This is a genomic window from Streptomyces amritsarensis, assembly GCF_001953875.1.
GTDB lineage: Bacteria > Actinomycetota > Actinomycetes > Streptomycetales > Streptomycetaceae > Streptomyces > Streptomyces amritsarensis.
The window spans coordinates 19,820-44,207 of the sequence record NZ_MQUR01000057.1; the positions used below are offsets into that span (position 1 = coordinate 19,820).

The 24,388-nt window shown below is 73.9% G+C and carries 21 protein-coding genes and 2 pseudogenes; 16 read left to right on the forward strand and 7 right to left on the reverse strand.

Going from position 1 to position 24,388, the window contains the following annotated elements:
* Positions 1-26: 26 nt before the first annotated feature.
* The gene (locus AVW11_RS22685) at positions 27-1,493 is read right to left on the reverse strand and encodes an aminotransferase class I/II-fold pyridoxal phosphate-dependent enzyme (protein WP_076045592.1); all 1,467 of its coding nucleotides are present in this window, start codon (positions 1,491-1,493) and stop codon (positions 27-29) included.
* Positions 1,494-1,788: 295 nt separating this feature from the next.
* Here AVW11_RS22685 and AVW11_RS22690 point away from each other — a divergent pair, with 295 nt between their 5' ends.
* A complete protein-coding gene (locus AVW11_RS22690; protein ID WP_079250734.1) occupies positions 1,789-3,483 on the forward strand; it encodes a SpoIIE family protein phosphatase in 1,695 nt (564 codons plus the stop codon).
* A 67-nt stretch (positions 3,484-3,550) separates the two neighbouring features.
* Here the strand turns inward: AVW11_RS22690 and AVW11_RS22695 are convergent, their stop codons facing one another.
* On the reverse strand, positions 3,551-4,660 hold the full coding sequence (locus AVW11_RS22695; RefSeq protein WP_076045596.1) for a sensor histidine kinase: 1,110 nt from the start codon (positions 4,658-4,660) through the stop codon (positions 3,551-3,553).
* Complete coding sequence (locus AVW11_RS22700; protein WP_079250735.1) at positions 4,653-5,531, reverse strand: response regulator transcription factor; 879 nt, start codon at positions 5,529-5,531, stop codon at positions 4,653-4,655. Before AVW11_RS22700 ends, AVW11_RS22695 begins: the two co-directional genes overlap by 8 nt.
* On the opposite strand from AVW11_RS22700, the gene AVW11_RS22705 reads away from it, so the two are divergent.
* The 4 genes and pseudogenes from AVW11_RS22705 (at position 5,525) to AVW11_RS22720 (ending at position 7,617) form a co-directional block, all read left to right on the forward strand.
* On the forward strand, positions 5,525-5,905 hold the full coding sequence (locus AVW11_RS22705) for a hypothetical protein (RefSeq protein WP_143568879.1): 381 nt from the start codon (positions 5,525-5,527) through the stop codon (positions 5,903-5,905). The two genes, AVW11_RS22700 and AVW11_RS22705, sit on opposite strands and share 7 nt — an antisense overlap.
* A gap of 46 nt (positions 5,906-5,951) precedes the next feature.
* A pseudogene (locus AVW11_RS37775) lies at positions 5,952-6,194 on the forward strand (amidase family protein); the annotation flags it as partial.
* Positions 6,195-6,440: 246 nt separating this feature from the next.
* On the forward strand, positions 6,441-6,947 hold the full coding sequence (locus AVW11_RS37780) for a metallophosphoesterase family protein (RefSeq protein WP_076045629.1): 507 nt from the start codon (positions 6,441-6,443) through the stop codon (positions 6,945-6,947).
* A 34-nt stretch (positions 6,948-6,981) separates the two neighbouring features.
* A complete protein-coding gene (locus AVW11_RS22720) occupies positions 6,982-7,617 on the forward strand; it encodes a VOC family protein (RefSeq protein ID WP_030843707.1) in 636 nt (211 codons plus the stop codon).
* A gap of 19 nt (positions 7,618-7,636) precedes the next feature.
* Here AVW11_RS22720 and AVW11_RS22725 read toward each other — a convergent pair whose 3' ends face one another.
* Positions 7,637-8,569: an oxidoreductase gene (locus AVW11_RS22725; RefSeq protein WP_076045600.1), complete on the reverse strand. Its 933-nt coding sequence runs from the start codon at positions 8,567-8,569 to the stop codon at positions 7,637-7,639.
* A 71-nt stretch (positions 8,570-8,640) separates the two neighbouring features.
* Between AVW11_RS22725 and AVW11_RS22730 the strand changes: the two genes are divergently transcribed.
* From AVW11_RS22730 to AVW11_RS22750, 5 genes are all read left to right on the forward strand, one after another.
* Positions 8,641-9,648, forward strand: coding sequence for an ArsR/SmtB family transcription factor (locus AVW11_RS22730; protein ID WP_240528236.1), 1,008 nt, complete (start codon positions 8,641-8,643; stop codon positions 9,646-9,648).
* Between the two features lie 460 nt (positions 9,649-10,108).
* Positions 10,109-11,572, forward strand: a complete 1,464-nt coding sequence (locus AVW11_RS22735; protein ID WP_076045602.1) for a xanthine dehydrogenase small subunit — start codon at positions 10,109-10,111, stop codon at positions 11,570-11,572.
* Positions 11,569-13,968, forward strand: a complete 2,400-nt coding sequence (xdhB, locus tag AVW11_RS22740; RefSeq protein WP_076045604.1) for a xanthine dehydrogenase molybdopterin binding subunit — start codon at positions 11,569-11,571, stop codon at positions 13,966-13,968. The genes AVW11_RS22735 and xdhB overlap by 4 nt, the downstream gene beginning before the upstream one ends.
* Before the next feature lies 1 nt (position 13,969).
* Positions 13,970-14,896, forward strand: coding sequence for a xanthine dehydrogenase accessory protein XdhC (xdhC, locus tag AVW11_RS22745; RefSeq protein ID WP_107423314.1), 927 nt, complete (start codon positions 13,970-13,972; stop codon positions 14,894-14,896).
* A gap of 202 nt (positions 14,897-15,098) precedes the next feature.
* The gene (locus tag AVW11_RS22750; protein ID WP_060177463.1) at positions 15,099-15,842 is read left to right on the forward strand and encodes a class I SAM-dependent methyltransferase; all 744 of its coding nucleotides are present in this window, start codon (positions 15,099-15,101) and stop codon (positions 15,840-15,842) included.
* 33 nt (positions 15,843-15,875) lie between these two features.
* Here AVW11_RS22750 and AVW11_RS22755 read toward each other — a convergent pair whose 3' ends face one another.
* Complete coding sequence (locus AVW11_RS22755) at positions 15,876-16,349, reverse strand: hypothetical protein (RefSeq protein ID WP_076045606.1); 474 nt, start codon at positions 16,347-16,349, stop codon at positions 15,876-15,878.
* Between the two features lie 315 nt (positions 16,350-16,664).
* Here AVW11_RS22755 and AVW11_RS22760 point away from each other — a divergent pair, with 315 nt between their 5' ends.
* Positions 16,665-17,000, forward strand: coding sequence for an SAV_915 family protein (locus AVW11_RS22760; protein ID WP_076045608.1), 336 nt, complete (start codon positions 16,665-16,667; stop codon positions 16,998-17,000).
* Between the two features lie 450 nt (positions 17,001-17,450).
* Here AVW11_RS22760 and AVW11_RS37470 read toward each other — a convergent pair whose 3' ends face one another.
* A complete protein-coding gene (locus AVW11_RS37470) occupies positions 17,451-17,624 on the reverse strand; it encodes a hypothetical protein (RefSeq protein ID WP_158076156.1) in 174 nt (57 codons plus the stop codon).
* Positions 17,625-17,876: 252 nt separating this feature from the next.
* On the opposite strand from AVW11_RS37470, the gene AVW11_RS37785 reads away from it, so the two are divergent.
* Together AVW11_RS37785 and kdpF are read left to right on the forward strand one after the other, a co-directional pair.
* Positions 17,877-18,020: a hypothetical protein gene (locus tag AVW11_RS37785; RefSeq protein WP_167389240.1), complete on the forward strand. Its 144-nt coding sequence runs from the start codon at positions 17,877-17,879 to the stop codon at positions 18,018-18,020.
* Positions 18,017-18,106 carry a K(+)-transporting ATPase subunit F gene (kdpF, locus tag AVW11_RS35985; protein WP_079250738.1) on the forward strand — a complete coding sequence of 30 codons (90 nt, stop codon included), beginning with the start codon at positions 18,017-18,019 and terminating at the stop codon, positions 18,104-18,106. Before AVW11_RS37785 ends, kdpF begins: the two co-directional genes overlap by 4 nt.
* Positions 18,107-18,272: 166 nt before the next feature.
* On the opposite strand, the gene AVW11_RS22775 is transcribed toward kdpF, so the two are convergent.
* Entirely contained in the window at positions 18,273-19,559 is a 1,287-nt protein-coding gene (locus tag AVW11_RS22775; protein ID WP_076045610.1) for an extracellular solute-binding protein, read from the reverse strand.
* A 547-nt stretch (positions 19,560-20,106) separates the two neighbouring features.
* On the opposite strand from AVW11_RS22775, the gene AVW11_RS22780 reads away from it, so the two are divergent.
* From AVW11_RS22780 to AVW11_RS22790, 3 genes and pseudogenes are all read left to right on the forward strand, one after another.
* The gene (locus AVW11_RS22780) at positions 20,107-22,545 is read left to right on the forward strand and encodes an ATP-binding SpoIIE family protein phosphatase (RefSeq protein ID WP_076045612.1); all 2,439 of its coding nucleotides are present in this window, start codon (positions 20,107-20,109) and stop codon (positions 22,543-22,545) included.
* Between the two features lie 96 nt (positions 22,546-22,641).
* Positions 22,642-23,493, forward strand: coding sequence for a class I SAM-dependent methyltransferase (locus tag AVW11_RS22785; protein ID WP_076045614.1), 852 nt, complete (start codon positions 22,642-22,644; stop codon positions 23,491-23,493).
* A gap of 480 nt (positions 23,494-23,973) precedes the next feature.
* A pseudogene (locus AVW11_RS22790) lies at positions 23,974-24,222 on the forward strand (RlpA-like double-psi beta-barrel domain-containing protein); the annotation flags it as partial.
* Positions 24,223-24,388: the final 166 nt, after the last annotated feature.

The window sequence follows — 24,388 nt, forward strand, 5'->3', positions numbered from 1 at the left end:
CCCGCGTCCGGCGTCCGCGCCGCGTGTCAGCTCTCGCGCACCACCCGGACGCTCGTGACGTCCGTGTCGACCGCGTCCGGTACGACCATGCCCGCCTCGACCCCGGAGCGCAGGTAGTGCAGGACGTCCGCGGTGAGGCGTTCGCCCGGCAGCGCCGCCGGGATGCCCGGAGGGTAGGGGGTGAGCATCTCTGCTGCGATCCGCCCGTCGGCCTCGTTCCAGGGCACCTGCTCGGTCGGCCCGAAGAAGGCGTCACGGGGCAGGGCCGCCTGTTCCAGCCGCATCCGGGGCGGCTGCGGGACCCTGACGGGCTGTCCCGTCCGCAGTTGCGCGGCGTGGCCGGCGAGGTCGGTCAGGGCGGTGAGCAGGCTGTCGGCGGTCTCCTGGTCGTCGGCGTGGGTGAGCTGGGCGCTGATCCGGCGGTGGTCGGCGAGGTGGAGGTTGATGCGGTGGTGCCGTCGCAGCCAGTCGGCGGCACGGTAGCCGGTGACCTCCCACGCGCTGATGTCGACGACGACCTGGAGGGGGTCCATGTCGGCCGCCCGGCCCGGTCCGCAGAAGTCCTCGCGGCCGTGCACGCGCATGCCGCCGATGCCGGAGATCCGGTCTCGGACCCGGTCGGCGAGGGCGAGAGTGTCGTCGTAGAGGGCTTTGCCGTGTTCGGCCATCTGGCGCCGCCAGCCGTCCAGGGCCGCGTAGACCAGGACGGACGGGCTGGTCGTGCCCAGCAGGTCTTCGCGGCTCTTGAGGACCTCCGGGCTCACGAGGCCGCCCTGGAGGTGGAAGACCGAACTCTGTTCCAGGCCGGAGCCCATCTTGTGGACCGAGGTCACGCACACGTCGGCGCCCGCGTCCATCGCCCAGGTGGGAAGGGCGGGATGGAACGGCAGGTGGGCGCCCCACGCCTCGTCGACGAGCAGGGGCCGGCCCCGGCGGTGGCAGACCTCGGCGAGTGCGGCGAGGTCCGAGCACGTGCCGTAGGGAGTCGGTGTGGTCACCAGCGCCCCGCGCGCGTCGGGGTGCGCGGCGAACGCGGCCTCGAAGGCCTCGGCGGACGGCGGGTGGGCGAGGTGGCGCTCGGCGTCCCACTCGGGATCCACCCAGACGGGCCGGATGCCGCAGAGGATGAGGCCCGAGACGACGGACTTGTGGGCGTCCCGCCCCACCAGCAGCTCCTGGTGGGGCCCGGCGACGGAGAGCATCGCCGACTTCACCGAGAGGGAGCTGCCGCAGGTGGAGAAGAAGGCGTGTTCGGCGCCGACGGCATCGGCCATCAGCGCCTCGGCCTCCTCCACCACGCCCTGCGAGGAGGTGCGGTCGTCGAGGCCGCTGGTGGCGAGGACGTCGGAGCGGAACACGTCGTCGCCGAGCACGGCCCGGACTCTCGGGTCGGCCCCGCGGCCCTGTTTGTGCCCCGGGGGCGTGAAGGGGGTCTGCCCGTCACGGTGGTAGGCGGCCAATGCGTCGAGTACGGGTGCCTTCGCCTGATCCATGGCGTGCGCCTGCCCCTCGGGGACGGGCGGAAACCGCGCGCCATCGCCGCGGACCCCGCCACGGCGGTCGGCGCGGGGCGTCCGCGGCGGGCCGGGCCGGGACGCCCGCGGCGCTCTCCGCCCTGTCCGGCGCGGCGCCGGCCACGCTGCCGCCGGCGTGCCTTCGGGGCAGGTCAGCGCGGGATGCGCAGGGCGCGTGGCGGCGCGCGAGCCTACGATGGGGGCATCGAATGTGCGGGTACGGCCCGGAGAACCGACAGGAGAGTGGCCGGGGTACCGACAGGAGAGTGAGGGCTTGAATCGTTTCGCCCGGCTCGCCACACGTCTGCTGGCGGCGCCGCTGGGGCTCGTCTGGCTGGAACCGGCGGGTGAGAACGCGGGGGCGGTTCCCGAGTGCTGGCCGGTCGGGAACCGCCCCGATCCGGCCGTCATGGCCTGCTGCCGCCGGGTCGCGGCGGACGGACGGACCCGGTTCCTGTCGCATGTGGAAGACGTCGGCGGGGCCTTCGCGTTCGCCGGCGTCCCCCTCGTCGGGGGGTCGGGCGAGCTCCTGGGCGTCCTCGCGGTCACCGACCTCGACCTGCGGGAGTGGACCGAGGACGACGCTCGGGATCTGTCGGACCTCGCCGCCGCGTGCAGTGCGCAGATGCGGATGCGGACGCGCTCCGAGACCGTGCGCCAGGCCCGTGCGGCGGCGGAGGGCGAGGCCTCCCGGGTGCACGAGTTGCTCAACCGTTCCGAGCTGCTCCTGCGCGCGTCCGAAGACCTCGCCGACACCCGGAGCCTGGACGACGTGCGCCAGCGGGTCGGGGACCTGGTCAGCGGGGACCTCAAGCCCTCGTGCATCGACCTGGTCCTGCTGCGGCGGGGGATGCTCCACCGGGTCCTGAGCCCCGTGGGCGGTGCGCCGCTGCGGGGCACGGTCACCGAGTCCTTCCCCGTCGGTTCGGACTGGCCGGTCGCCCGGGCGGTACGGCAGAACCGGGTGATCGTGGTCGACGGCCCGCCGGAGGCCGACGAGGCCCGCGCCGCGTCCGTCCCCCTGGCCACCCCGGCGTTCGAGACCCTGGGCCTGGAGACCGCCGCCTGCCTTCCCCTGCGCGGGACGCACGGGGTGCTCGGGGCCCTGGTGCTGGCCTGGGACGCCCCGTACGCCATCGGCACGGACGAGCGGGCGGTGCTGACCACGCTCGCCGGCTACACCGCCCAGGCCGTCGAACGCGCTCTCCACCTCGACGAACGCATCACCGTCGCCCGCCAGTTGCAGCGGGCCATGCTCACCGAGCTGCCCGCCGTGCCCGGCCTGGAGCTGTCCGCCCTGTACCGTCCGGCCGCCCGGGAGGACATGGTCGGCGGTGACTGGTACGACGCCTATCCGCTGCCGTTGGCACCGGGCGTGGCGGCCACGGGCGCGCTGGCCCTCACCGTCGGCGACATCACCGGGCACGACATGCGGGCGGCCGCGCTGATGGGCCAGGTGCGCAGCATGCTGCGCCAGGCCGATCACGACCATCCGGGCGAGGGCCCGGGGCAGGCGCTCAGCGCGCTGGAAAGGGCCTGCCGCCGGCTGAACCTGCCGGCCAGCGGCACCGCCGTCCACGCCCACCTGGCGCCGGCGGCCGACGGCCGCTGGCGGCTGCGGTGGAGCAACGCGGGCCACCCGGCGCCGCTCGTGGTCACCGCTGACGGCGCCGTGGAGACCCTCGGGCGGCACGACGTGCTGCTGCACCACGCCCTGACGCCGGGGCCCCGCACCTGCGACAGCCGTTCGCTGCCCCCGGGCAGCACCCTGCTGCTGTACACCGACGGGCTGGTCGAGGAGCGGGGGGAAGACATCGAGAACAACGTCGAACGGCTCTCCCGCCTCCTCGCCGCGGCTCCTGCGGACCTGCCGCTGAAGGCGCTGCTGCGGTCCCTCCTGGACGGCGTCGGTCCGCGGGACGCGCGGGACGACGCCGTCCTGTTCGCGGTCCGCGTCGCCGCTCCCTGACCGGCCCGCCCGCGTGCGGGGGGCCGGCGGGGGCCGGGGCGGGGCCGGTGGCAGGCGGGGCCGGGGGTCAGGCGGGGGCCGGGAGGGTCAGTTCGAAGCGGCAGCCCCCGGGCACGTTGCGGACGTCGGCGTGCCCGGCATGGGCTTCGACGATGCCCCGGACGATCGCCAGGCCCAGGCCCGCGCCCGAGGGGGGCGTACGGGCCCGGCTGCCCCGCCAACCGGTGTCGAAGACGCGGGGCAGGTCCTCCTCCGGGATGCCGCCGCACGCGTCGGTGACGGACAACACCACCGCGTCCGCGCGGCGTTCCGCCGCGATCGCGACGGTCCCTTCGGCCGGGGTGTGGCGGATGGCGTTGACCAGCAGGTTCGACAGGACCCGGGTCATCTCCTTGCCGTCGACCTCCACCGGCAGCCGGTCCACGGCGCCGCCTGCCAGGCGTACGCCGTGCTGCCGGGCGAGGGCGTCGGCGCCCGCCAGCGCGTCCCCGACCAGATCGCGGAGGGACATCCGGGCGGGGCTGAGCGAGAGGGCGCCGGCATGGATGCGGGACAGCTCGAACAGGTCGGTGACCATGGAGTTGAGGCGTTCCACCTCGGTGCGCATCTGCCGGTGGTAGCGGGCCGGATCGGCCACCACGCCGTCCTCCAGCGCCTCCGACATGGCACGCAACCCGGCCAGCGGGGTGCGCAGGTCGTGCGAGATCCACGCGACCAGCTCACGCCTGGAGGTCTCCAGGGCCCGTTCGCGTTCCCGCGAGGCCGCGAGGCGTTCACCGGTGAGGACCAGCTCACGGCTGAGCGCCGCCAGCTCGGCGGGAGCGGGGACGGCGGGTGGCGTGAAGGTGCCCTTCTCGCCGAACTCGCTTGCTGCGCGGACGAGTTCGCGGCACCGCAGGACGACGTGCCGGCCCAGCAGGAGCGCGGCGCCCAGCGAGACGGCCGCGGCCATGGCGACGACGGTGGTCACGACGGTGAGGTCGTGGGAGGACAGGAACATCGCCCGGGCCACGGCGAGTGTTCCGGAGAGCATCGCGGCCACGGCGACGGCCACGACGACCGCGAGGGACACCGCGACGCTCCGCCTGCGCAGCACGCGCAGCGCGGCGGCGCCGAGCGCCCCGGCCGCGCCGGCGCCGAGCAGTGCGTACAGGGCGATCAGCAGGAGGTCAGACACGGCCGCCCTCCGTGCGGGCGGGGGCGGCCGGGGCCGCGGTACGGGTCGGCGCGTCGAGTTCGGCGTCGAAGCGGTATCCGGCGCCCCACACGGTCCGGATGAGCTGCGGGTCGGCCGGATCCTTCTCGATCTTGGAGCGGAGTCTGCGGATGTGGACGGTCACGGTGGAGAGGTCGCCGAAGTCCCACCCCCAGACGTCACGCATCAGCCGCTCGCGGTCACAGACCTGGCCGACATGCCGCAGGAAGTAGGCCAGGAGGTCGAACTCGCGCAGTGTCAGGGCGAGTTCGTCGCCGTCCCGGGTGACCCGGCGGGCGACGGGGTCCACCGTGAGGCCGGCTGCCGAGAGCAGGGGCTCGCCCGTCGGGACGACCGCGGACGCCCGGCGCAGCACCGACCGCACCCGCAGGACCAGTTCACGCGGGCTGAAGGGTTTGGTCACGTAGTCGTCCGCGCCGATCTCCAGGCCCAGGATCCGGTCCTCCTCGTCCCCCCGCGCGGTGAGCATCACCACCGGCAGGCGGCCGGGTCCGGTGTCGTGCGCGCGCAGTCGGCGACACACCTCCAGGCCGTCGATGCCCGGCAGCATCAGATCGAGGACGACCAGGTCGGGCCGGTACCGGGCGGCGGCCTCCAGGGCGGACGGACCGTCCGCGGCGTGGTGGACGGCGAACCCGGCGCGCTCCAGGTAGCCGGCCACGACCTCCGAGACGGTGGGATCGTCGTCCACGACCAGGATGCGGCCCGCCGCGCCCGCGGTGCCCCCGCTCAGGCCCGCGCCCGTGGGGCCCGTGCCGCCTGTTTCGCCTGTGCCGTATGCGTCGCCCGTGTCGCCCGTGTCGCCTGTGGACCACTCATTGCTCGATGCCATGGCTCCAGGGTGTCACCGCACGGCGCGGAGCCCGCCACCGCCTGCCGGGAGCCGACGCGCTGTCCGCCCCTCCCGGTGTGCGGGCCGGCGGCGGCACGGGCCGTCGGGAGGGCGGGCAACGCGGCCATGCCGAGGAGGGCGACGAGGGCGGCGTACGCATGAGCTGCCGTCCGCAGCCGTGGAACTGCGTCAGGACGCCGGCTCCGACGGCCGGCAGGCTCATCGCCACATACGAGAGGACGTGGTACGCGGCCAGGGTCGCGCTGCGGTCCGACGCCGGGACCGGGGCGAGCACCAGGCGCATCGAGCCCTGGGCCACCGCCCCGAAGGCGACACCGGCGAGCAGGGCCGCGGCGAGACGGCGGGGAGGCTGAGAAGGTGCATGCCCGGCGGGCGGGCGGGGAGACGGCGACGCGGGGGCGCAGGCGCGCGCAACGCGCCCGCACGCTCGTGCGGCAGGCGTGGCGGGAGATGTCCTCGGCGGTCGACGTGATCGCCGCGCCCACCGTGCCCATGACCGCCGTGGCAGCCGGGCAGACCACCGTCACCTGGGGCGACGGCACCGTGGAAAGCGTCTCCGACGCCTACGTACGGCTGTCCGCCCCGGCCGACGTCACGGGTGTCCCCGCCCTGACCGTCCCCGTCGGCCTGGACCCCCGCGGCGAGGTCGACGGTGGCCATGCCGTACACCGCGAAGGCGGCGGCAGGGACCACGATCAGCGCGAGCCCTACGGCCGAGAACCACGGGGCGGGGAGCGCACGCGTGCGGTCCCGGCCCGCGGGAGGAGGACCGCCCGTCCTCGGCCTCGGCCTCCGCGGTGCCGGGGGCGGCCGTGGCGTCCGGCCGCCGCAGCAGCTTCCGTGTGCCGTGGGCGGCAGCGGCGGGGGCGGAGCGTCTACCGTGGTGTCATGAGGCTGTTGCTGACCTCCGACACGCACGTGCCCGCGCGGGCCAAGCGGCTGCCCGAGGCGCTGTTGGCGGCCCTCGCCGAGGCCGATGCGGTGATCCACGCCGGGGACTGGACCGACGAGGCCACCCTCGACCTGCTGGAGTCGAGGTCGCGGCGGCTGATCGCCGTGTACGGGAACAACGACGGACCCGCCCTGCGGCGCCGGCTGCCCGAGACCGCCCGTGCCGAACTCGGCGGGCTGCGGTTCGCGGTCGTCCACGAGACCGGCCCGGCCGCCGGGCGCGAGCGGCGGTGCGCCGCGCTCTTCCCCGACACGGACGTCCTGGTCTTCGGCCACAGCCACATCCCCTGGGACTCCACGGCCCCGGGAGGGCTGCGCCTGCTCAACCCCGGCTCCCCGACCGACCGCCGGCGCCAGCCCCACCACACCTACCTGACCCTCACCGCCGAGGACGGCGCCCTCGGCGACATCGTCCTGCACCGGCTGGCCGCGGGCGTGTCGTAGCGATGTGTGCGGTGTGCCGGGTCATGATGGCGCGGTGCGACTTGATCATGTGTCCTATGCGGTGGCCCGCGACAGCTTCGTCTCGACCGTCCAGTGGATCGGATCGGCCCTCGGCGCCGGGTTCGTCGACGGTGGCGTCCACCCGCGCTTCGGCACCCGCAATTTCATTCTCCCGCTGAGCGGCGGCACCTATGTCGAGGTCGTCACCACACTCGATCACCCCGCCGCCGACCGCGCGCCCTTCGGCCAGGCGGTCGCGCGCCGCGCCGCCGAGGGCGGCGGATGGCTCGGCTGGGTGGTCTCCGTCGACGACATCGCCCCGGTCGAGGCCCGCCTCGGCCGCACCTCGGCCGAGGGCCACCGCGTCCGCCCCGACGGGTTCGACCTGAGGTGGAAGCAGATCGGCCTGCTGGAACTGCTGGAGGACCCCCAACTGCCCTATTTCCTTCAATGGTTGGTGCCCGACGAGGAGCGCCCGAGCGCGGACCCGCGCACCTCCACCGCCATCCAGGGGATCTCCATCGCCGGCGACGCCGCCTCCATCGCCGAATTCCTCGGCGAACCGGCCGACCACCCCCTCGACCAGATCGACGTCACCTGGGTCGAGGACGAGGAACCGGGTCTCGTCGCGGTCGAGTTCGCCACCGCGCACGGCCCGGTCACGATCTGACCAGGGCCCGACCTGCCCTTCAGCCGGCCCCGCCTCCCCCCTGGCGGCCGCCGGGCCCGCCCCGGTGCAGGGAGTCCAGGACGGACAGGTCGGCCGTCGTGAGACGCAGGGCGCCGGCGGCCACGTTGGCGGCGAGGTGCTCCGGGTTCCCGGTGCCGGGGATCGCCAGGACGTGCGGGCCCCGCTGCAACGTCCAGGCCAGCCGGACCTGGGCCGCGCTCGCCCCGTGCTCCCGGGCGACGTCCAGCACCTCGGCGCTGTCGTGCCCGACGGCGCCCGCCTGCCGCCCGGTGCCCGCGATCGAGTAGAACGGCACGAACGCGATGCCCTGTTCGCCGCAGGTGCGCAGGAACTCGTCCTGCTCGGGCTGTACGCCGATGCCGTACATGTTCTGCACGCACACCACCGGCGCGATCGCCAGGGCTTCGGCCAGGTGGTGGGGCCGGACGTTGGAGAGCCCCAGGTGGCGGACGAGGCCGGCCTGCCGGAGCTCGGCCAGCGCTGCGAAGCGTTCGGCGATCGAGTCGGTGCCGACGATTCGGAGGTTCACCACGTCGAGGTGGTCGCGGCCGAGCTGGCGGAGGTTCTCCTCCACCTGGCCGCGCAGTTGCTCGGGCCGGGCGTGGGGCAGCCATTCGCCCGAGGGGTCGCGGCCGGGCCCGACCTTGGTGGCGATCACCAGGTCCTCGGGGTACGGAGCCAGGGCGCGGTTGATCAGCTCGTTGGCGGAGCGCAGCGGGGAGAAGTAGAACGCCGCGGTGTCGATGTGGTTCACCCCGAGGTCCACCGCGCGGCGCAGCACCTCGACCGCCTGGCCGCGGTCGCGCGGGACGGCGCCGCCGACGAGGGCCTCGCCGCTCTGGGGCAGGCGCATCGCGCCGAAGCCGATCCGGTTGACGGTGCGGTCGCCGAGCGTCCAGGTGCCTGCTGCTGTGATCGTCTGTGAAGTCATGCAGGGGATGTTCCGCGGCGGGTAGGCTGCCGGGCCATTGGTTAAGGCATGGGTGAATCCTCGGGGTGGCGGTGCGGGCGGAACTGGCGTTCTCGGTGGGCGATCTGGCGCGGACGAGGTTCGCCGTCTCGCCGATGTGGGAGGTCGGCCCCAGCATGAGACTCCTGCGGTCGGGGCACGAGCACCCCGTGCACCGGGCCTGGACGGCGCAGGTGCGGCCCCGGCTGGCGGCCGCAGGGCTCGACCGGGGCCTGCTCGCCGAACTGGTGCCGCCCGCCGGGTACGTGCCCGACTTCCTCAATCCCGCGCCCGCCGGCCCGTCCCCCGCCTTCGCGGAGGAGCTCGCCGCGATCCGGACCGCGCCCGCCGGCCGGGTGCGCGGGGAGATCGACCGGCTGCGGGACGGGCAGGGGCGTCTGGGCCCGGGGCTCGCCGGCCTGTACGACGACGTGCCACGCCTTCTGGAGCGGGTGGTCCAGGAGATCGAGGCCTACTGGGAGGTGGCCCTGGCTCCCTACTGGGTGCGGATCCGGGCGGTGCTCGACGCCGACGTCTTCCACCGGGCCCGGCAGGTCGCCGAGCACGGCGCGGGCCGCCTCCTGGGCGACCTGCACTCGTCGCTGAGCTGGGACGACAGCGCCCTGCGGCTGGCCGACCGGCGCGCGCCGCTGTCGCGGCAGGCGGCCGGGGCCGGCCTGCTGCTGATCCCCTCGGTCTTCACCGGGCCGGTCCCGTTCACCCGGGTGGCACCGCCGGATCCGCCTCAACTGGCCTACCCGGCCCGCGGTATCGGCGCCCTGTGGGAGACCCGTCCGGTGGTCCGCGGCGGCGCCCTGGCCGCCGTACTCGGCCGCTCGCGGGCGCTGCTGCTGGCCGAGCTGCACTCGCCCGCGACCACGACCGACCTCGCCCACCGCACGGGCCTGTCGGCGGCCGGGGTGTCCCAGTGCCTCACCGCACTGCGGGATGCGGGGCTGGTGAGCGCCCACCGGGCCGGACGCTGCGTGCTGTACGCCCGCACCTCCGTGGCCGAGGCGCTGCTGACCGCCACCACCGAGCACTCGCCCGCCACGCCCTGAGGGCCGTCCCGTACCCATGGCCTGCAGGCCGCTCGGGGACACCTGGCCGTCGGGTTGCCCTGGCTTCCCGCCGGTCGCCGTGGCCGGCTTGCGCGGAAACCACCGACCCGTGCTTGACCGATGAACCCGCGGCGACGTAACTTCGTCCGCACCCGCTCGTGAGCTGCTGGAAGGAGGCGAAACCGGATGTCGACCGTCTCCGCGCTGATTCGCCTCGCCCACCAGATCGCCTGGGCTCCGGGTCGTGTAGCACACGGCTGCTGAGCAGCCCCCTTGTCGGCGTGCCCGATTGCGGCCCCGGCACCTTCTCATCTATGTCACCCCTTACGGCACGCCGTCGCGTGCCGATGCGTCGCGCTGCGGTACTGCGGTGTCCCGGGCTGCGACCACCGGAAGAGAAAGCTCCTGAAATGGCGACTTGGACAGTCCTATCGGTTGCGCGCCGAAACGAGGCCGAGCGATGGTAGCGGCGCGGATCACGGTCAACGGGAAAGAAACACGGATCTCACCGGCCGCACCCCACACCACGGTGCTCGAATTCCTGCGAGAGCGGGGCCTGACCGGCACCAAGGAGGGCTGCGCCGAGGGTGAATGCGGCGCCTGCTCCGTCCTGGTGGCCCGTCCCGGGGTGGACCGGCCCACCGACTGGGTGGCGGTCAACGCCTGTCTGGTGCCGGTCGCGGCGCTCGACGGCCAGGAGGTCGTCACCGCCGAGGGCCTCGCCACCACCGGTGAATCCGGCACGCCGGCCGTGCTGCACCCCGTACAGGAGGAGATGGCCGTCCGCGGCGGCTCCCAATGCGGCTACTGCACACCGGGGTTCGTCTGCAGCATGGCCTCCGAGTACTACCGGCCCGACCGCTGCGCGCACGCCGGACCGGCCGACGGGACGGGCTCCGAGCACGGCCCGAACGGTTTCGATCTGCACGCGCTGAGCGGCAACCTGTGCCGCTGCACCGGCTACCGCCCGATCCGCGACGCCGCGTTCGCCGTCGGCATGCCCACCGAGGACGATCCCCTGGCGCAGCGCCGCGATCAGTCCCCGCCCGAACCGGCCGCCACCGCCTACACGCAGGACGACAGCACGTTCCTGCGTCCGGCCACCCTGACCGACGCGGTGCGGCTGCTGCGCGAACGGCCCGACGCGGTGGTCGTCGCCGGAAGCACCGACTGGGGTGTCGAGGTCAACATCCGCTCCCGCCGGGCGAACTGCGTGGTGGCCGTCGACCGGCTGCCCGAACTGCGCACGCTGCACGTCGGGGCCGACCACATCGAGATCGGCGGTGCGCAGACCCTCACGGAGATCGAACGCCGCCTCGACGGCGCCGTCCCGCTGCTGGCGCAGCTGTTCCCGCAGTTCGCCTCCCGTCTGATCCGCAACAGCGCCACCCTCGGCGGCAACCTGGGCACCGGCTCCCCCATCGGCGACAGCCCGCCCGTCCTGCTCGCGCTGGAGGCGTCGTTGGTCCTCGCCGACGCCGACGGCGAGCGCGAGGTCCCCCTCTGCGACTACTTCACCGGGTACCGGCAGAGCGTGCGCCGCCCGGGCGAGCTGATCCGCGCGGTGCGCGTGCCGCTGCCGCTGTCACCGGTCACGGCCTTCCACAAGATCGCCAAACGGCGCTTCGACGACATCTCCAGCGTGGCGGTCGCCTTCGCGCTCGACATCGAGGACGGCACCGTCCGCAAGGCGCGCATCGGCCTGGGCGGCGTGGCTGCCACCCCGATCCGCGCCTTCGCCGCCGAGGCCGCACTGGAGGGCGAGCCCTGGACGGAGCGCACCGTCGAGGCCGCGGCCGGCGTGCTGCGGGCCGAGGGCACGCCGATGGACGACCACCGGGCCAGCGCCGGGTACCGCTCGGCGATGCTGGGCCAGAGCCTGCTGAAGCTGTACGCGCGAACCACCGAGGCGGTGCCGTCATGAGCCATCTGTCCGAACGCCCCGAGAAGCCCGTCGTCGGTCTTCCGCTGCCGCACGAGAGCGCCGGCCTGCACGTCACCGGCGCCGCTCTCTACACCGACGACCTCGTCCACCGCACCAAGGACGTCCTGCACGCCTACCCGGTCCAGGTGATGAAGGCCCACGGTACGATCACCGCGCTGCGCACCGGGCCCGCGCTCGCCGTGCCCGGTGTGGTCCGCGTCCTGACCGGCGCCGATGTGCCCGGCGTCAACGACGCCGGCATGAAGCACGACGAACCGCTGTTCCCCGACACGGTGATGTTCCACGGCCACGCCGTCGCCTGGGTGCTCGGCGAGACCCTGGAGGCGGCCCGGCTCGGCGCGGCGGCCGTGGAGGTGGACCTCGACGAGCAGCCCTCGGTGATCACGTTGCGGGAGGCGATGGCCGCCGGGAGCTTCCACGGCGCCCGGCCCGTGATGGTGAGCGGCGACGTCGACGCCGGATTCGCCGACTCCGCGCACGTGTTCACCGGCGAGTTCCAGTTCTCCGACCAGGAGCACTTCTACCTCGAGACGCACGCGGCGCTGGCCCACGTCGACGAGAACGGGCAGATGTTCCTCCAGAGCAGCACCCAGCACCCCTCGGAGACGCAGGAGATCGTCGCGCACGTGCTCGGGCTGCACAGCCACGAGGTGACCGTGCAGTGTCTGCGCATGGGCGGCGGCTTCGGCGGCAAGGAGATGCAGCCCCACGGCTTCGCGGCCGTCGCCGCGCTCGGCGCCAGGCTGACCGGCCGGCCGGTCCGGGTACGGCTCAACCGCACCCAGGACCTGACCATGTCCGGCAAGCGCCACGGCTTCCACGCCACGTGGAAGATCGGCTTCGACGCCGAGGGCCGCATCCAGGCCCTCGACGCGACACTGACCGCGGACGGCGGCTGGAGCCTGGACCTGTCCGAACCCGTCGTGGCCCGCGCGCTGTGCCACATCGACAACACCTACTGGATCCCCAACGCGCGGGTCACCGGCCGCATCGCCAGGACCAACAAGGTCTCCAACACCGCCTTCCGCGGCTTCGGCGGACCGCAGGGCATGCTGGTGATCGAGGACATCATGGGCCGGTGCGCTCCCCTGCTCGGCCTCGATCCCATGGAGCTGCGCGAACGCAACTTCTACCGGGAGGGCCACTCCACGCCGTACGGGCAGCGGGTCCTGCACCCCGAACGGATCTCCACCGTCTGGCGCCAGGTCCAGGGCGACGCCCGCATCGCCGACCGCACGGCCGAGATCGCGGCCTTCAACGCCGCGCACCCGCACACCAAGCGGGCGCTCGCGGTCACCGGGATCAAGTTCGGGATCTCCTTCAACCTCACCGCCTTCAACCAGGCCGGTGCGCTGGTGCTGGTGTACAAGGACGGCTCGGTCCTGATCAACCACGGCGGCACCGAGATGGGGCAGGGCCTGCACACCAAGATGCTGCAGGTGGCCGCGACCACGCTCGGTATCCCGCTGCACAAGGTGCGCCTGGCCCCGACCCGCACGGACAAGGTGCCCAACACCTCCGCCACCGCGGCCAGCGCCGGCGCGGACCTCAACGGCGCCGCGGTGAAGAACGCCTGCGAGCAGATCCGCGAGCGGCTGCTCCAGGTCGCCGGTACCCGCCTGGGTGCGAACGCCTCGGACGTGCGCATCGTCGACGGCGTCGCCCGCGTCGTCGGCAGCGACACGGAGCTGGCCTGGGACGACCTGGTGCGCACCGCGTACTTCCAGCGCGTCCAGCTGTCGGCGGCCGGCTTCTACCGCACCGAGGGCCTCCACTGGGACGCGAAGGTGTTCCAGGGGTCGCCGTTCAAGTACTTCTCCTACGGCGCCGCCGCGGCCGAGGTGGAGGTGGACGGGTTCACGGGCGCGTACCGGATCCGGCGGGTGGACATCGTCCACGATGTCGGCGACAGCCTCTCCCCCATGATCGACATCGGTCAGGTCGAGGGCGGCTTCGTGCAGGGCGCGGGCTGGCTGACGCTGGAGGACCTGAGGTGGGACGCCGGCGACGGTCCGCACCGCGGCCGGCTGCTGACCCAGGCGGCGAGCACCTACAAGCTGCCGAGCTTCTCGGAGATGCCCGAGGAGTTCAACGTCAGGCTCCTGGAGAACGCCACGGAGGAGGGCGCGGTCTACGGGTCCAAGGCGGTGGGCGAGCCTCCGCTGATGCTGGCGTTCTCGGTTCGGGAGGCGCTGCGGCAGGCCGCGGCGGCCTTCGGGCCCGACGGGGTCAGCGTCGAACTGGCCTCCCCGGCGACGCCCGAGGCCGTGTACTGGGCGGTCGAAGCGGCCCGCGGCGGCGGTGCGCCGTACGGCGGACAGGCAACCGACTGCAGCGGGGTTCCCGCCGCGGCAAGTGCACTGAGCAATGCCTGACATGGGCTGGGTGGCCGCGGTCGCCCGGTTGCGGGCGCGCCGGGAGCCCGGCGTGCTCGTGACCGTCGCGGCGGTACGCGGCCACGCGCCCCGCCGGGCCGGTGCCAAGCTCGTCGTGGGACGCACCGAGACCTGGGGGTCGATCGGCGGCGGCAACATCGAGGCCGTCGCCGTCGACCGGGCGCGCGAGCTGACCGGCGCGGCCGATGCGGAGCCGGAGCTGATGGAATTCGCCCTCAACGACAAGGTCACCGGCCGGCACGGGGTGCAGTGCTGCGGCGGCTCCGTCACGGTGCTGCTCGAACCGCTGCCGGTGGTCGAGGCGGTGGCGGTCTTCGGCGTCGGGCACGTCGGACTGGAACTGGCACGCATCCTGGCCCGCCACCACCTCGACCTGCACCTGGTCGACTCCCGCCCGGACATGCTCACCGAGGAGCGGCTCGGCGTGCTCGCGGACGCGGTGGCGCAGATCCGGGTGCACCACACGCCGCTGCTGCCGGAGGAGGTCCTCGCGGAGCTGCCGCCCGGCGCCCACGTCCTGATCATGACCCATGATCACGCCGAGGACGCCGCGCTGTGCGACGCCGCCCTGCGCACCGCCGGTCTCGGCTCGATCGGCCTGATCGGCTCGTCGGCGAAATGGGCGCGGTTCCGGCAGCGCCTGGCCGCCGAGGGCGGTCATGCCCCGGCCGCCGTCGACCGGATCAAGACCCCGATCGGGATCCCGGGGATCAGCGGCAAGGAACCCGCCACGATCGCGGTGAGCGTGGCGGCGGACCTGCTCCGCACCTTCGAACAGGACCGCCGCCGGTCCGCCCCGGACCCGGCGGCGCCGGCACCGGAGCCGGTGTCCGCCGACGCGTACGGGCCGGCGGGCGAGGCGGGCGCGGAGGCGGTGGTCGCGGGGGCGGTGGTCGGCAACCGGTGACCCGGGTGGTGCGCACCGGACCGGACCGCAGCGCTCCGGCCGGCCCTCCGTACGCGGCTCCGGGACGAGGTCCGGATCTTTGTGGGTTCTGCCAGTACGGACGCCCGCCCGGCCCCGTAGAGACTTCCGAACACGGGCCGCGGCATACACCCCTGGGTCGGGAGTCGTGGCCGAAGCATGCCGAAACGGGGAGGACACCGCCATGAGCGCGCAGCAACAGTACGACGAAATCGGCGAGGCCTACGAGGGGTTCAAGGCCCTGCCTCTGGAACAGTACGTGGTGGTACCCAGCTTCCTGGCGCTGGTCGGGGACGTGCGCGGCAGGTCGGTCATCGACCTGGCGTGCGGAACCGGCTTCTACAGCCGGGAGTTCAGGCGGCGCGGCGCCGCGGAGGTGCTCGGCATCGACATCTCCGGGGAAATGATCGCAGTGGCACGGCAGTTGGAGGAATCCGAGCCGCTGGGGGTGCGCTACGAGGTGGGCGACGTGGCTGAGCTGCGGCCCCTCGCGCAGCGCTTCGACATCGCCCTCGCCGTCCAACTGCTCAACTACGCGGAGGACATCGCCACCACCGAGGCCATGTGCCGCGCGCTGCACCGGGGCGTGCAGCCCGGCGGCGAGCTCTTCCTGCTCAACCAGTCGCCCGACTTCCGCTTCGACGGGCCCACCCCGGAGCGGTACGGCTTCCGCAGCGAGCTCACCGGTGTGGAGGTCGAGACCGGGCCCCAGGTCCGCACGACGGCACTGCTCGACCCGCCGGTCTCGTTCATCGCCAACCGGCCGCGCCGGGACGTGTACGAGGAGTGCCTGCAGGCGGCCGGATTCAGGGAGTTGACCTGGGTGCCGATGACGGTGTCGGAGGCCGGCGAGCGCGCGTTCGGTGCGGAGTTCTGGGCGGACTTCCACGCCAACCCGCCGCTCGAGATGCTGCGCTGCCGCGCCTGACGGCCCCGGCCGCCGCCTCGCCGCGCGGCGGTCTCATTCCACGAGGCTCCCGGTGCACGGCCGGGCGGACGCCTGGTCGCCCGCTCGCGACAGCCGGCCGTGCAGGGCGGGACCGCCGACGGCCACCATGACGGACAGGATCGCGGCGGTGACCAGGGCCGGTTCGGCGAACCACAGGCCTGCGACCTGGTCGACGAGCAGTGCGACAGCCACGAGGAGCACCTTCGCGGCCACGAGGCCGAGGAAGAGGCTCCGGTCGAGCGGAGCCCTCCCGGTGCGGGCGAGCCGGCTGCCGACGAGGCGGCCGGCCACGCTGACACAGAGCACCACCAGGAGGACCCGCACGGCGTGCTCCCCCGCCGGGGTGTCCCCACCGAAGGCCCACACGGCGCCCACGGCCACGCCGGCGGCGGCGTAGGCCGCGCGCCTGCGCGCGGACCCGGCGGTGGCGCGCCGCTCACGGACAGGGCTCTGCCCGGCACTCGCTCGGGCGCTGTAGACGGACATGCCTCACCCTTCGCTACAAGCAGTGACTAAATACCCGAATAACGGACAAAACAACTTGCACTCCGAGTGTTATATGTTTGGGCGCCGCCGTCAAGCCCTCCCCACGCGGGACGACCGCACCAGGCAGGGCGCCTCCCGGCGCCGGCCGTCAGCGACGCGTACGGACGGGGCCGGCCGCCGTCAGGGCCGCGTTACGGAGCGGCCCCGGGCGGGGCGGGCGGGGGCGGCGGGCGATAGCTTCGTTGCCGCGCCCCGGACCGCCTCCCCGCATCCGGGGCCTCACCTGCCACTCGCGGTTCCCCCAAGGGAGGGCCCATGTGCCTGTTCCGGTACGACGACGACCCCGAACCCGAAGAACGGGTCCCGGCCGGACCCCTCTTCGTGCCCGTCCGGCCCGGTACGGCGGAGGCGGTGCTGCGGATGTACCGCACTCCTCTGGGCGACCGCACCGCCGTCGGTTTCACCCGCCCCGACCTGCTGGCGGCGACGCTCGGCGCGGGTCACCCGTGGATCCGGCTGTCCGAGTCCGCCCTGCGCGCGCTGGCCGCACCGCTCGGCGGGTACCGGCTGACGATCGACCCGACCTTCACCGCCCCCGCCGTGACCCCGGTGCCGGCCCGTAGGGGCGATGTGGAGACCCCCGCCCGCTGAGGGGAGCCCCGGGCGGGCCCGTCCGCTGGGGACCAGCGGGGCGACATCCGCGGCGGCAACCTGGTTGGCCCCCGCGGTCGTCGCGGTCCACGCGGGCACCGCCCGGGTGCTGGTCAGGCCCGAGGACTTGAACGACTTTCGCAGCCGGGACTTCGGCGGCTGACGCCGGACGCGGTTCAGCGGGCTGCGAGCCGCTCCGGCAGTGCGGTGCTCCGCGCCGGCAACGCCCGCTCCTCGTGGGTGAGTTCGGGCTCGATGGCCCGCGCGTGCCAGCGGGCTCCGCGGCCTCCCTCCGCTTCGGCCGCGGCCGCGCCCGCGCCCGTCAGCTCGACCAGGGTCGTGGGTCCGGCGTCGCCGGAGTTCTGCCTCGGCGGCCGGCTGCGGCCGGATCAGGACCGGCCCCGCTCTCCCGCACCGACCGTACGGCGCAGAAGGGCGCCGCACCGCCCGTCACGGCCGGTAGACGATCTCGATGCCCATCGCGGCGATGATGCCCCACACGCCGATGCCGAGCAGCCACATGGCTTCGAGGGCGGCGCCGGTGGCGACGACGGTCAGCCCGGCCGCCCCGAGGGCGCGTACGGTCCGGCGGATGCCGCGGTCGGGAAGCCAGTCTCCGGTCACCTGACGAGAATCCCGCCGAACCCGCGCCGTGGCGAGGGGCCGCGGGGATTCCTGTCGGCGTCTTGATGCCGGGGCGTCAGCCGGTGCCGGTCCCCGGCCGGGGGCGATGCCTTCCCAGTGCCCCGGGCGGTATCCATACAGCCGCCGGCCCGGCCGGGCGCCGGGGGCGGTCGGCGTATGGGCGCCGTCAAGGGTGCGCGCACCGCCGTATGGGGCCCGTCAACACGTACCTGCGTCCGGCGAAGAAGGGGGTTGTCTGGTCGTCGGCCGCACGGCCGATCCCTCTTCCTTCTCTTCTTCCAGGAGCTCACGGTGGCCGATCCGGCCTTCGTCGTCACCACGGTCGCGGTCTTCGCGCCGACGGCTCTCACCGCCCGGGGGGTGACCGCGCTGTGAACGTCGAGAACGTCGTCGGCCTCGCCGTGGCCGCCTCCCTGCTCGGCTACCTCATCCTCGCCCTCGTGTACCCGGAGAAGTTCTGAGCACTGCCTGGCGGCCGTCGGCGGCACGCCCGCCGCCGAGGACACCCCCGGCGGCGGACTGACGACGGCCTCACCCTCCCCGTCGCGGGCTGCACCGCGCCGGTCACGGCGTACCTCCCGACCGGCGCGGTCACCTGACCCGCGACCCCTGCGCCGCCGCACGCGGTCAGGTCCTGTCGGCGGCCTCCTCGGCCTTGTCGGCCAGGTCCTCCAGGACTGCCTTCGGGTCGCCTCCCGGCTCGACGGCGCGGCCTATGGTGCGCTTGATGGTGTCGCTGACCGTCACCCAGGACGGGTCGTTCACCGGGTAGAGCCGGGCCGTCCGCAGTGCGTTCAGGAAGTCCTCGTCGGTCTGGCTGAGCCCGCCGCCGGCCGGGGTCCGCGCGGCGGAGGCGGTGGCCGGCAGGAGGTGGTAGCGGCCCGCGAAGTCCGACAGGTTCTTGTCCTGGTAGACGAACTCCAGGAACCTGCCGATCTCCGCGCCCCTGCCGTTCTGCCTGAAGGCCACCATCCAGTCGGCCACGCCCACCGTCGGCGGAGTCTCTCCGCTGCCGAGGGAGTCCGAGACCGGCATGGCGACGGTGCCCACGCCGATCCCCTTCGCGGCGGCCTCGTGGGCGAGGGACGGGTATCCGTTGAGCATGCCGACCTCGCCCCGCAGGAAGGCGGCGAACGCGTCGGCGCGGTTCAACTCGGACGGGGCGGTGGGCCCGACGAGGCCGGGCGCGACCAGGTTGTCCCTGACCCACTGCCAGGTCCGGACGTTCTTCTCGGAGTCCAGGCTGTAGCTGCCCCGCCCGTCGGCGTAGCCGCCGCCGTTGCTGAGTTCCCAGATCAGCGCCTCCGCGTGCGCCTCCTCGGGCCCCAGCGGCAGCGCGTACGGGTACTTCACGCCCTTGTCCTTCAGCGCCTTGGCGGCGGCCTTCAGGTCGGACCAGGTCTTGGGGGCCTCCCTGATACCGGCCTTGGTGAACAGCGCCTCGTTGTAGAAGAGCAGGCGGCTGCTCGCCACGAAGGGCAGGCCGTAGAGGCGGTTGTCGAAAGTCCCCGCATCGGCGAGCGGCTGGAGGAAGTTCGCCTCGGCGCCGACCGAGAGCAGCTCCTCCGCCGAGTACAGCTTCCCCTGCGCGGCGAAGTCCGAGTAGGAGCCCATGAGCGCCACGTCGGGCGCCTTGCCGGCCTTGACCATCCGGGAGACCTCGCGGTCGATGTCGGCCCACGGCAGCAGTTGGACCTCGACCTCGATGCCGGGGTTGGCGTCGGTGAACGCGCCGGTCACCTTGTCCCAGTAGGCCTTGGAACTGGTGGCCGGGGTGTCGCCGTACTCGGCGGCCACCAGGCGGAGGGTGCCGCCGGCACCCGCGCCGCCGTCCGGAGCGCCGCACCCGGAGAGTTGCGGCAGGAGGCCGAGTACGGCCGCGGCGGCGGCCGGCCCGAAGATCTTTCGTCGCACGTGCGTGTTCCCCTGATGTCACTTGGCTGTTGCCGCGCACGGCGCACCCTGCCGGGGGTGCCCAGCGGCCCGGTGGCCGGAATCATCCCCCGGGATTGGAGTGATTGATTCCGCCCCGGGGACAGGTGTGGCCGATGATCCAGTCACCGGCGCGCCCACTTGTGGCTTCCGACGATGCCGCGGGCGGTCCGACGCGCGTAGAACGGCGGGAGTCGTCCTCCCGCGACGGCTCCGCCACGCGGCCGTGGGGGACCGGGCCCGCCCGGCGGGAGCGCGAAACGCTCCGTCTGCCCGCCTGCCGCCCTGCCCACCTCTTCAGGCCACGCCGTTCAGGTGGCACCTGCCCAGGCCGGGCCGCCTCTCCTGGCTTGCTCCGGGACCGCGTGGCGGCCGGCGTGCGATCCGTCGGCGGTGACGCGGGTGTTCCCCGTCGTGGGGTGGACGGCCCCACGGCCGTCCGGACGGCGCAACGCCCCTGGCCACCGTCGTGGACATCGGCCAGCATGGGAACAGCGGACCGGCGGACCGGCGGACGAGATGGGCACGCATGCGCGCCACCGAGAGCAACCAGGACTATCCCTTCGCTGTCACGAACACGGCCGCGGCACTGCTGGACGCCGCGGGGACGGTCGTCGCCTGGACTGCGGCGGCCGAGGCCCTCCTGGAGCGGCGGTCCGCAGACGTGTGCGGCCGGCCGGCACAGGACCTCCTCGCGGACCCGGGCGACTGGGACGCGGTGCTGGCCCAGGTCGGCCGGCCCGCGGATCCGGAGGGGCGGGAGGGGCGCGCCACGTTGCGGCACGGCTCGCGCGGCGAGCTGGAGATCGGCTTCCGCGTGATCCCGCTGGCCGGCGGCACGCGCGGGGACACGGCCCGGTTCCTCGTACTCGGCGCGGCCCTGGACCTGGTCGCCCGATGGCGGCAGGACCACGCCTTCACGCACGAACTGTTCCTGCAGGGCCGGGTGGGCCTGGCCGTCTTCGACAGGGACCTGCGGCTGCTGCGGACGAACTCGCACCTGCTGCCGTACACGGGGGTGCCCCTCGACCTGCACGGTCGGCGGCTCGCCGACTTCCTGTGGGCCGAGGACGCGCAGAGCATCGACGACCGGCTGCGGGAGGTCGTCCACAGCGGGATCCCCCTCGCCGGTTTCAACACGACCGTACGCACCCTCCACGATCCGAGAGGCGGCCGGATCGTCACCGTCCAGGCGTTCCGGCTCCAGGAACCCGACGGACATCCGATGGGCGTGGCGGCCGTGTTCACCGACGTCACCGACCACGAGCGGGCACGCGCACGCCTGGACCTGCTGTACCGCGCGACGGGAGCGCTGGGCGGTTCGCTGTCCGTCCTGCGGACCGTCGAGGACCTGGTGGAGGTCCTGACGCCCGCGCTCGGCGACTGCGCCGCCGTGGACCTCGCGGAGACGGTGCTGACCGGCGGGGAACCACCCGCCGACGGACAGCTCACACTGCCCCTGGTCCGGATGGCCGTAGCGGGAACGGAATCGGAGGCCTTGCGTACGGGGACGGCCCGGTTCGCGGCGCGGCTCGCCGCGCCGGGTGCGCGGGGGTGCCGGGGCGAGCTGGTCACCGGCCTCGGCGACCTGCCCGTGGGCTCCGGGCGGGCCGAGGCCCCGGAGTGGGCGACGACCGTACCGGGCGCGCATTCGGCGATGACGGCTCCGCTGTGCGCGCGGGGCATCAGGTTCGGCCGGCTCACGCTCTGGCGCACGGGCGACGCGGCTCCGCCGGAGGCGGACGACCTCGCCCTCCTGGAGGAGATCGCCGCCCGCGCGGCCGTCGCCGTCGACAACGCCCGGCGGTACACGAAGGAGCGCCGCACCGCCGTGGGGCTGCAGCGCAGCCTCCTGCCACCGGCCACCTCGGAGAAGCCCGCGCTGGAGGCCGCCGGTCTCTACCTGCCCGCCGACGCGGACAGCGGAGTGGGCGGCGACTGGTTCGACGTCATCCCCCTGTCGTCGGCCCGCGTCGCCCTGGTGGTCGGAGACGTCGCCGGCCACGGGCTGCACGCCACCGCCATGATGGGACGCCTGCGCAGCGCCGTGCGCGCGATGGCGGACCTGGAACTGGAACCCGAGGAACTCCTGGCCCACGTGGACGACATGGTGCTGCAGTTCGCCTCCGAGGCCGAGAACGGCGACCCGGACGACGGCGACGCGTGGATTGCGCTGCCCTCCGGACCGGCCGGTGCCACCTGCCTGTACGCCGTCTACGACCCGGTCACCCGGACCTGCGCCATGGCGAGCGCCGGCCACCCGCCGCCCGCCGTCGTCAGCCCGGACGGAACCGTGGAGTACGTCGAGCTGAGCCCCGGACCGCCGCTGGGGGTCGGCGGCTGGCCCTTCGAACCGGTCGAGCGCGAGCTGCCGCCGGGGAGCGTCCTCGCGCTCTACACCGACGGCCTGATCGAACGCGGGGAGGGGGACATCGACCACGGCATGCGCGACCTGGCGGACCGCCTGCTGCGCTCGGACGTGCTCGGCCGGCCGCTGCGCGAGGCCCGGCACGACATCGTCGAAGGCCTGCCGCCGGGCCGGCTGAGGGACGACGTCACCCTGCTGCTGGCCCGTACCCGGGTGGTGGAGGCCGACTCCATCACGACGTGGCTGCTCGACCCCGACCCGGCGGTCGTCGCCGACGCCCGCCACCTCGTCCTGGCCCAGCTGACCGCCTGGGACCTCGACGAGCTGTCCTTCAGTACGGAACTCATCGTCAGCGAGCTGGTCACCAACGCCATCCGCCACGCCGGCGGCCCGGTCCGGCTTCGGCTGATCCGGGCGGACACCCTGACGTGCGAGGTCTCGGACTCCAGCAACACGCAGCCGCGGATGCGGCGCGCGCGGAGCTCCGAGGAGGGCGGTCGCGGCCTGTACATCGTCGCCCAGCTCTCGCACCGCTGGGGCAGCCGCTACACCATGGGAGGCAAGACCGTCTGGTCCGAACAGGCCCTGCCCCCCGCATGACGGGCGCAGGCGCCGGCGGGGAGACGACGGTACGGAGATGACGGTACGGAGACGATCCTGCGGACCGGCGGTCCGGAACCACTGGAGGTGGTGGCAGTGAGCAGCACACCTCGGGTCGACCCTTCGAACGCCGACCAGGCGGACGCCTGGGACGGCCGGGAAGGCGCGTACTGGGCGGAGCACGCCGACCGGTTCGACCGCGCCGTCCGCCCCTACCTCCCGCACTTCCTCGCCGCGGCCGACGTGTCCGCCGCCGACCGGGTGCTCGACGTCGGCTGCGGCACCGGCGAGACGACCCGCGCGGCCGCACGTCGGGCGAGTGGAGGCAGGGCCCTGGGCGTGGACCTGTCGGCGGCGATGCTGCGCGAGGCACAGCGGCGGGCGGCGGCCGAGGGAGTGGACAACGCCGAGTTCGTGCAGGCGGACGCCCAGGTCTACGCCTTCCCCGCGGCATCGTTCGATGTGGCCGTCAGCCGCACCGGGACGATGTTCTTCGCCGACCCGGTCGCCGCGTTCCGCAACATCGGCGCTGCGCTGCGGCCCGGCGGACGCCTCGTACAGCTGGTCTGGCAGGAGGCGGCGGGCAACGAGTGGTTCCTCGCCTTCAGCGGGGCCCTGGCCGCCGGACGGCGGATGACCGGGCCGCCGCCGGACGCTCCCGGGCCGTTCTCACTGGCCGATCCGGACCGGGTACGGGCCGTTCTCGGCGCCGCCGGATTCACGGACGTCCGGCTGGAGCCGCACAGCGAGGCGATGTGGTTCGGTGAGGACGCGGCCGACGCGGAGCGGTTCACCCTGGGCCTGCTCGGCTGGATGCTCGACGGCCTCGACGCCGAAGACCGACGCCGTGCCGTCGACGACCTGAGGGCCACCCTCGCCGCCCACGAGGGCGACGAAGGCGTCCGCTACGCCTCGGCGACCTGGATCATCCGGGCGACGCGCCCCTGACGCCCCCTGACGCCCGCCCCCTGGCACCCCCGCCCGCGTCCCGCGGCCCCCGCGCGCCCCCGCGCCCCGGGAGGGTTAAGGCGGGATCAACTCAACCTTAAGGATGCGTGCGGCCCGCTCGTCCGCGCGGCGGTCCCGACTTCCGGCGCGAGCGCCGCACACGCCGGCCGTCCCGACGGACACGCCTCCCACCTGCGCCTTCGTACGCGGTCAGGGCTGCACGGCCCACTGCGGCCTGTCGTGCAGAGCACTCCGAAGCCCGGTCACCGCCGGATTTGTAACACGGCGACAAGAACCGAACCCGCCCGGGATGCCGGGCGTATGCAGGACGCGGGGAGGCAGTGACCATCGGATCGAGGAGTGTCCATGTCCCGGAAACGGACTATGAGTCTTACCAAGAAGCTCGTGCTCTCTGTCACCACGGGAGCCCTGGTGACCGGAGGGGTGATCGTCATGGTGGCGACCGGCAACGCCTCCGTGCCCGACGTCGTGTGCCCGGGATCGACGGTGACGCTGTCGGGTGAGGCCGGTCCCCCGGCGGCGACCAGCGGGACCTTCCCCGCCGGCACCAAGCTCAAGGTGACCAACCTCGACAACGGCCAGGCCACGACGGTCACCGTCAACGGCCCCTCCGGCAGCTGCGTCCTGCTCAACAACGCCGCCTTCGAGCAGGTCCGCGAACCCGGCAAGAACCTCATCCGACGCGCCCGCGTCGAACGCGTGAGCTGACCTCGACAGCAGGCCCGTTCGGGGCCGCAGGCGCCATGGCGGGGGTCGGTGCGAGCCGCCCCCGCCATGGCGCCGACCCGTGCGGCACGGCCCCGCGAGGCCGGGTCGGCGGCGCCGTACCGCCCCGGCGCCCGGAACCTCCCGTGCGCCTCCTGCGCCCACCGGG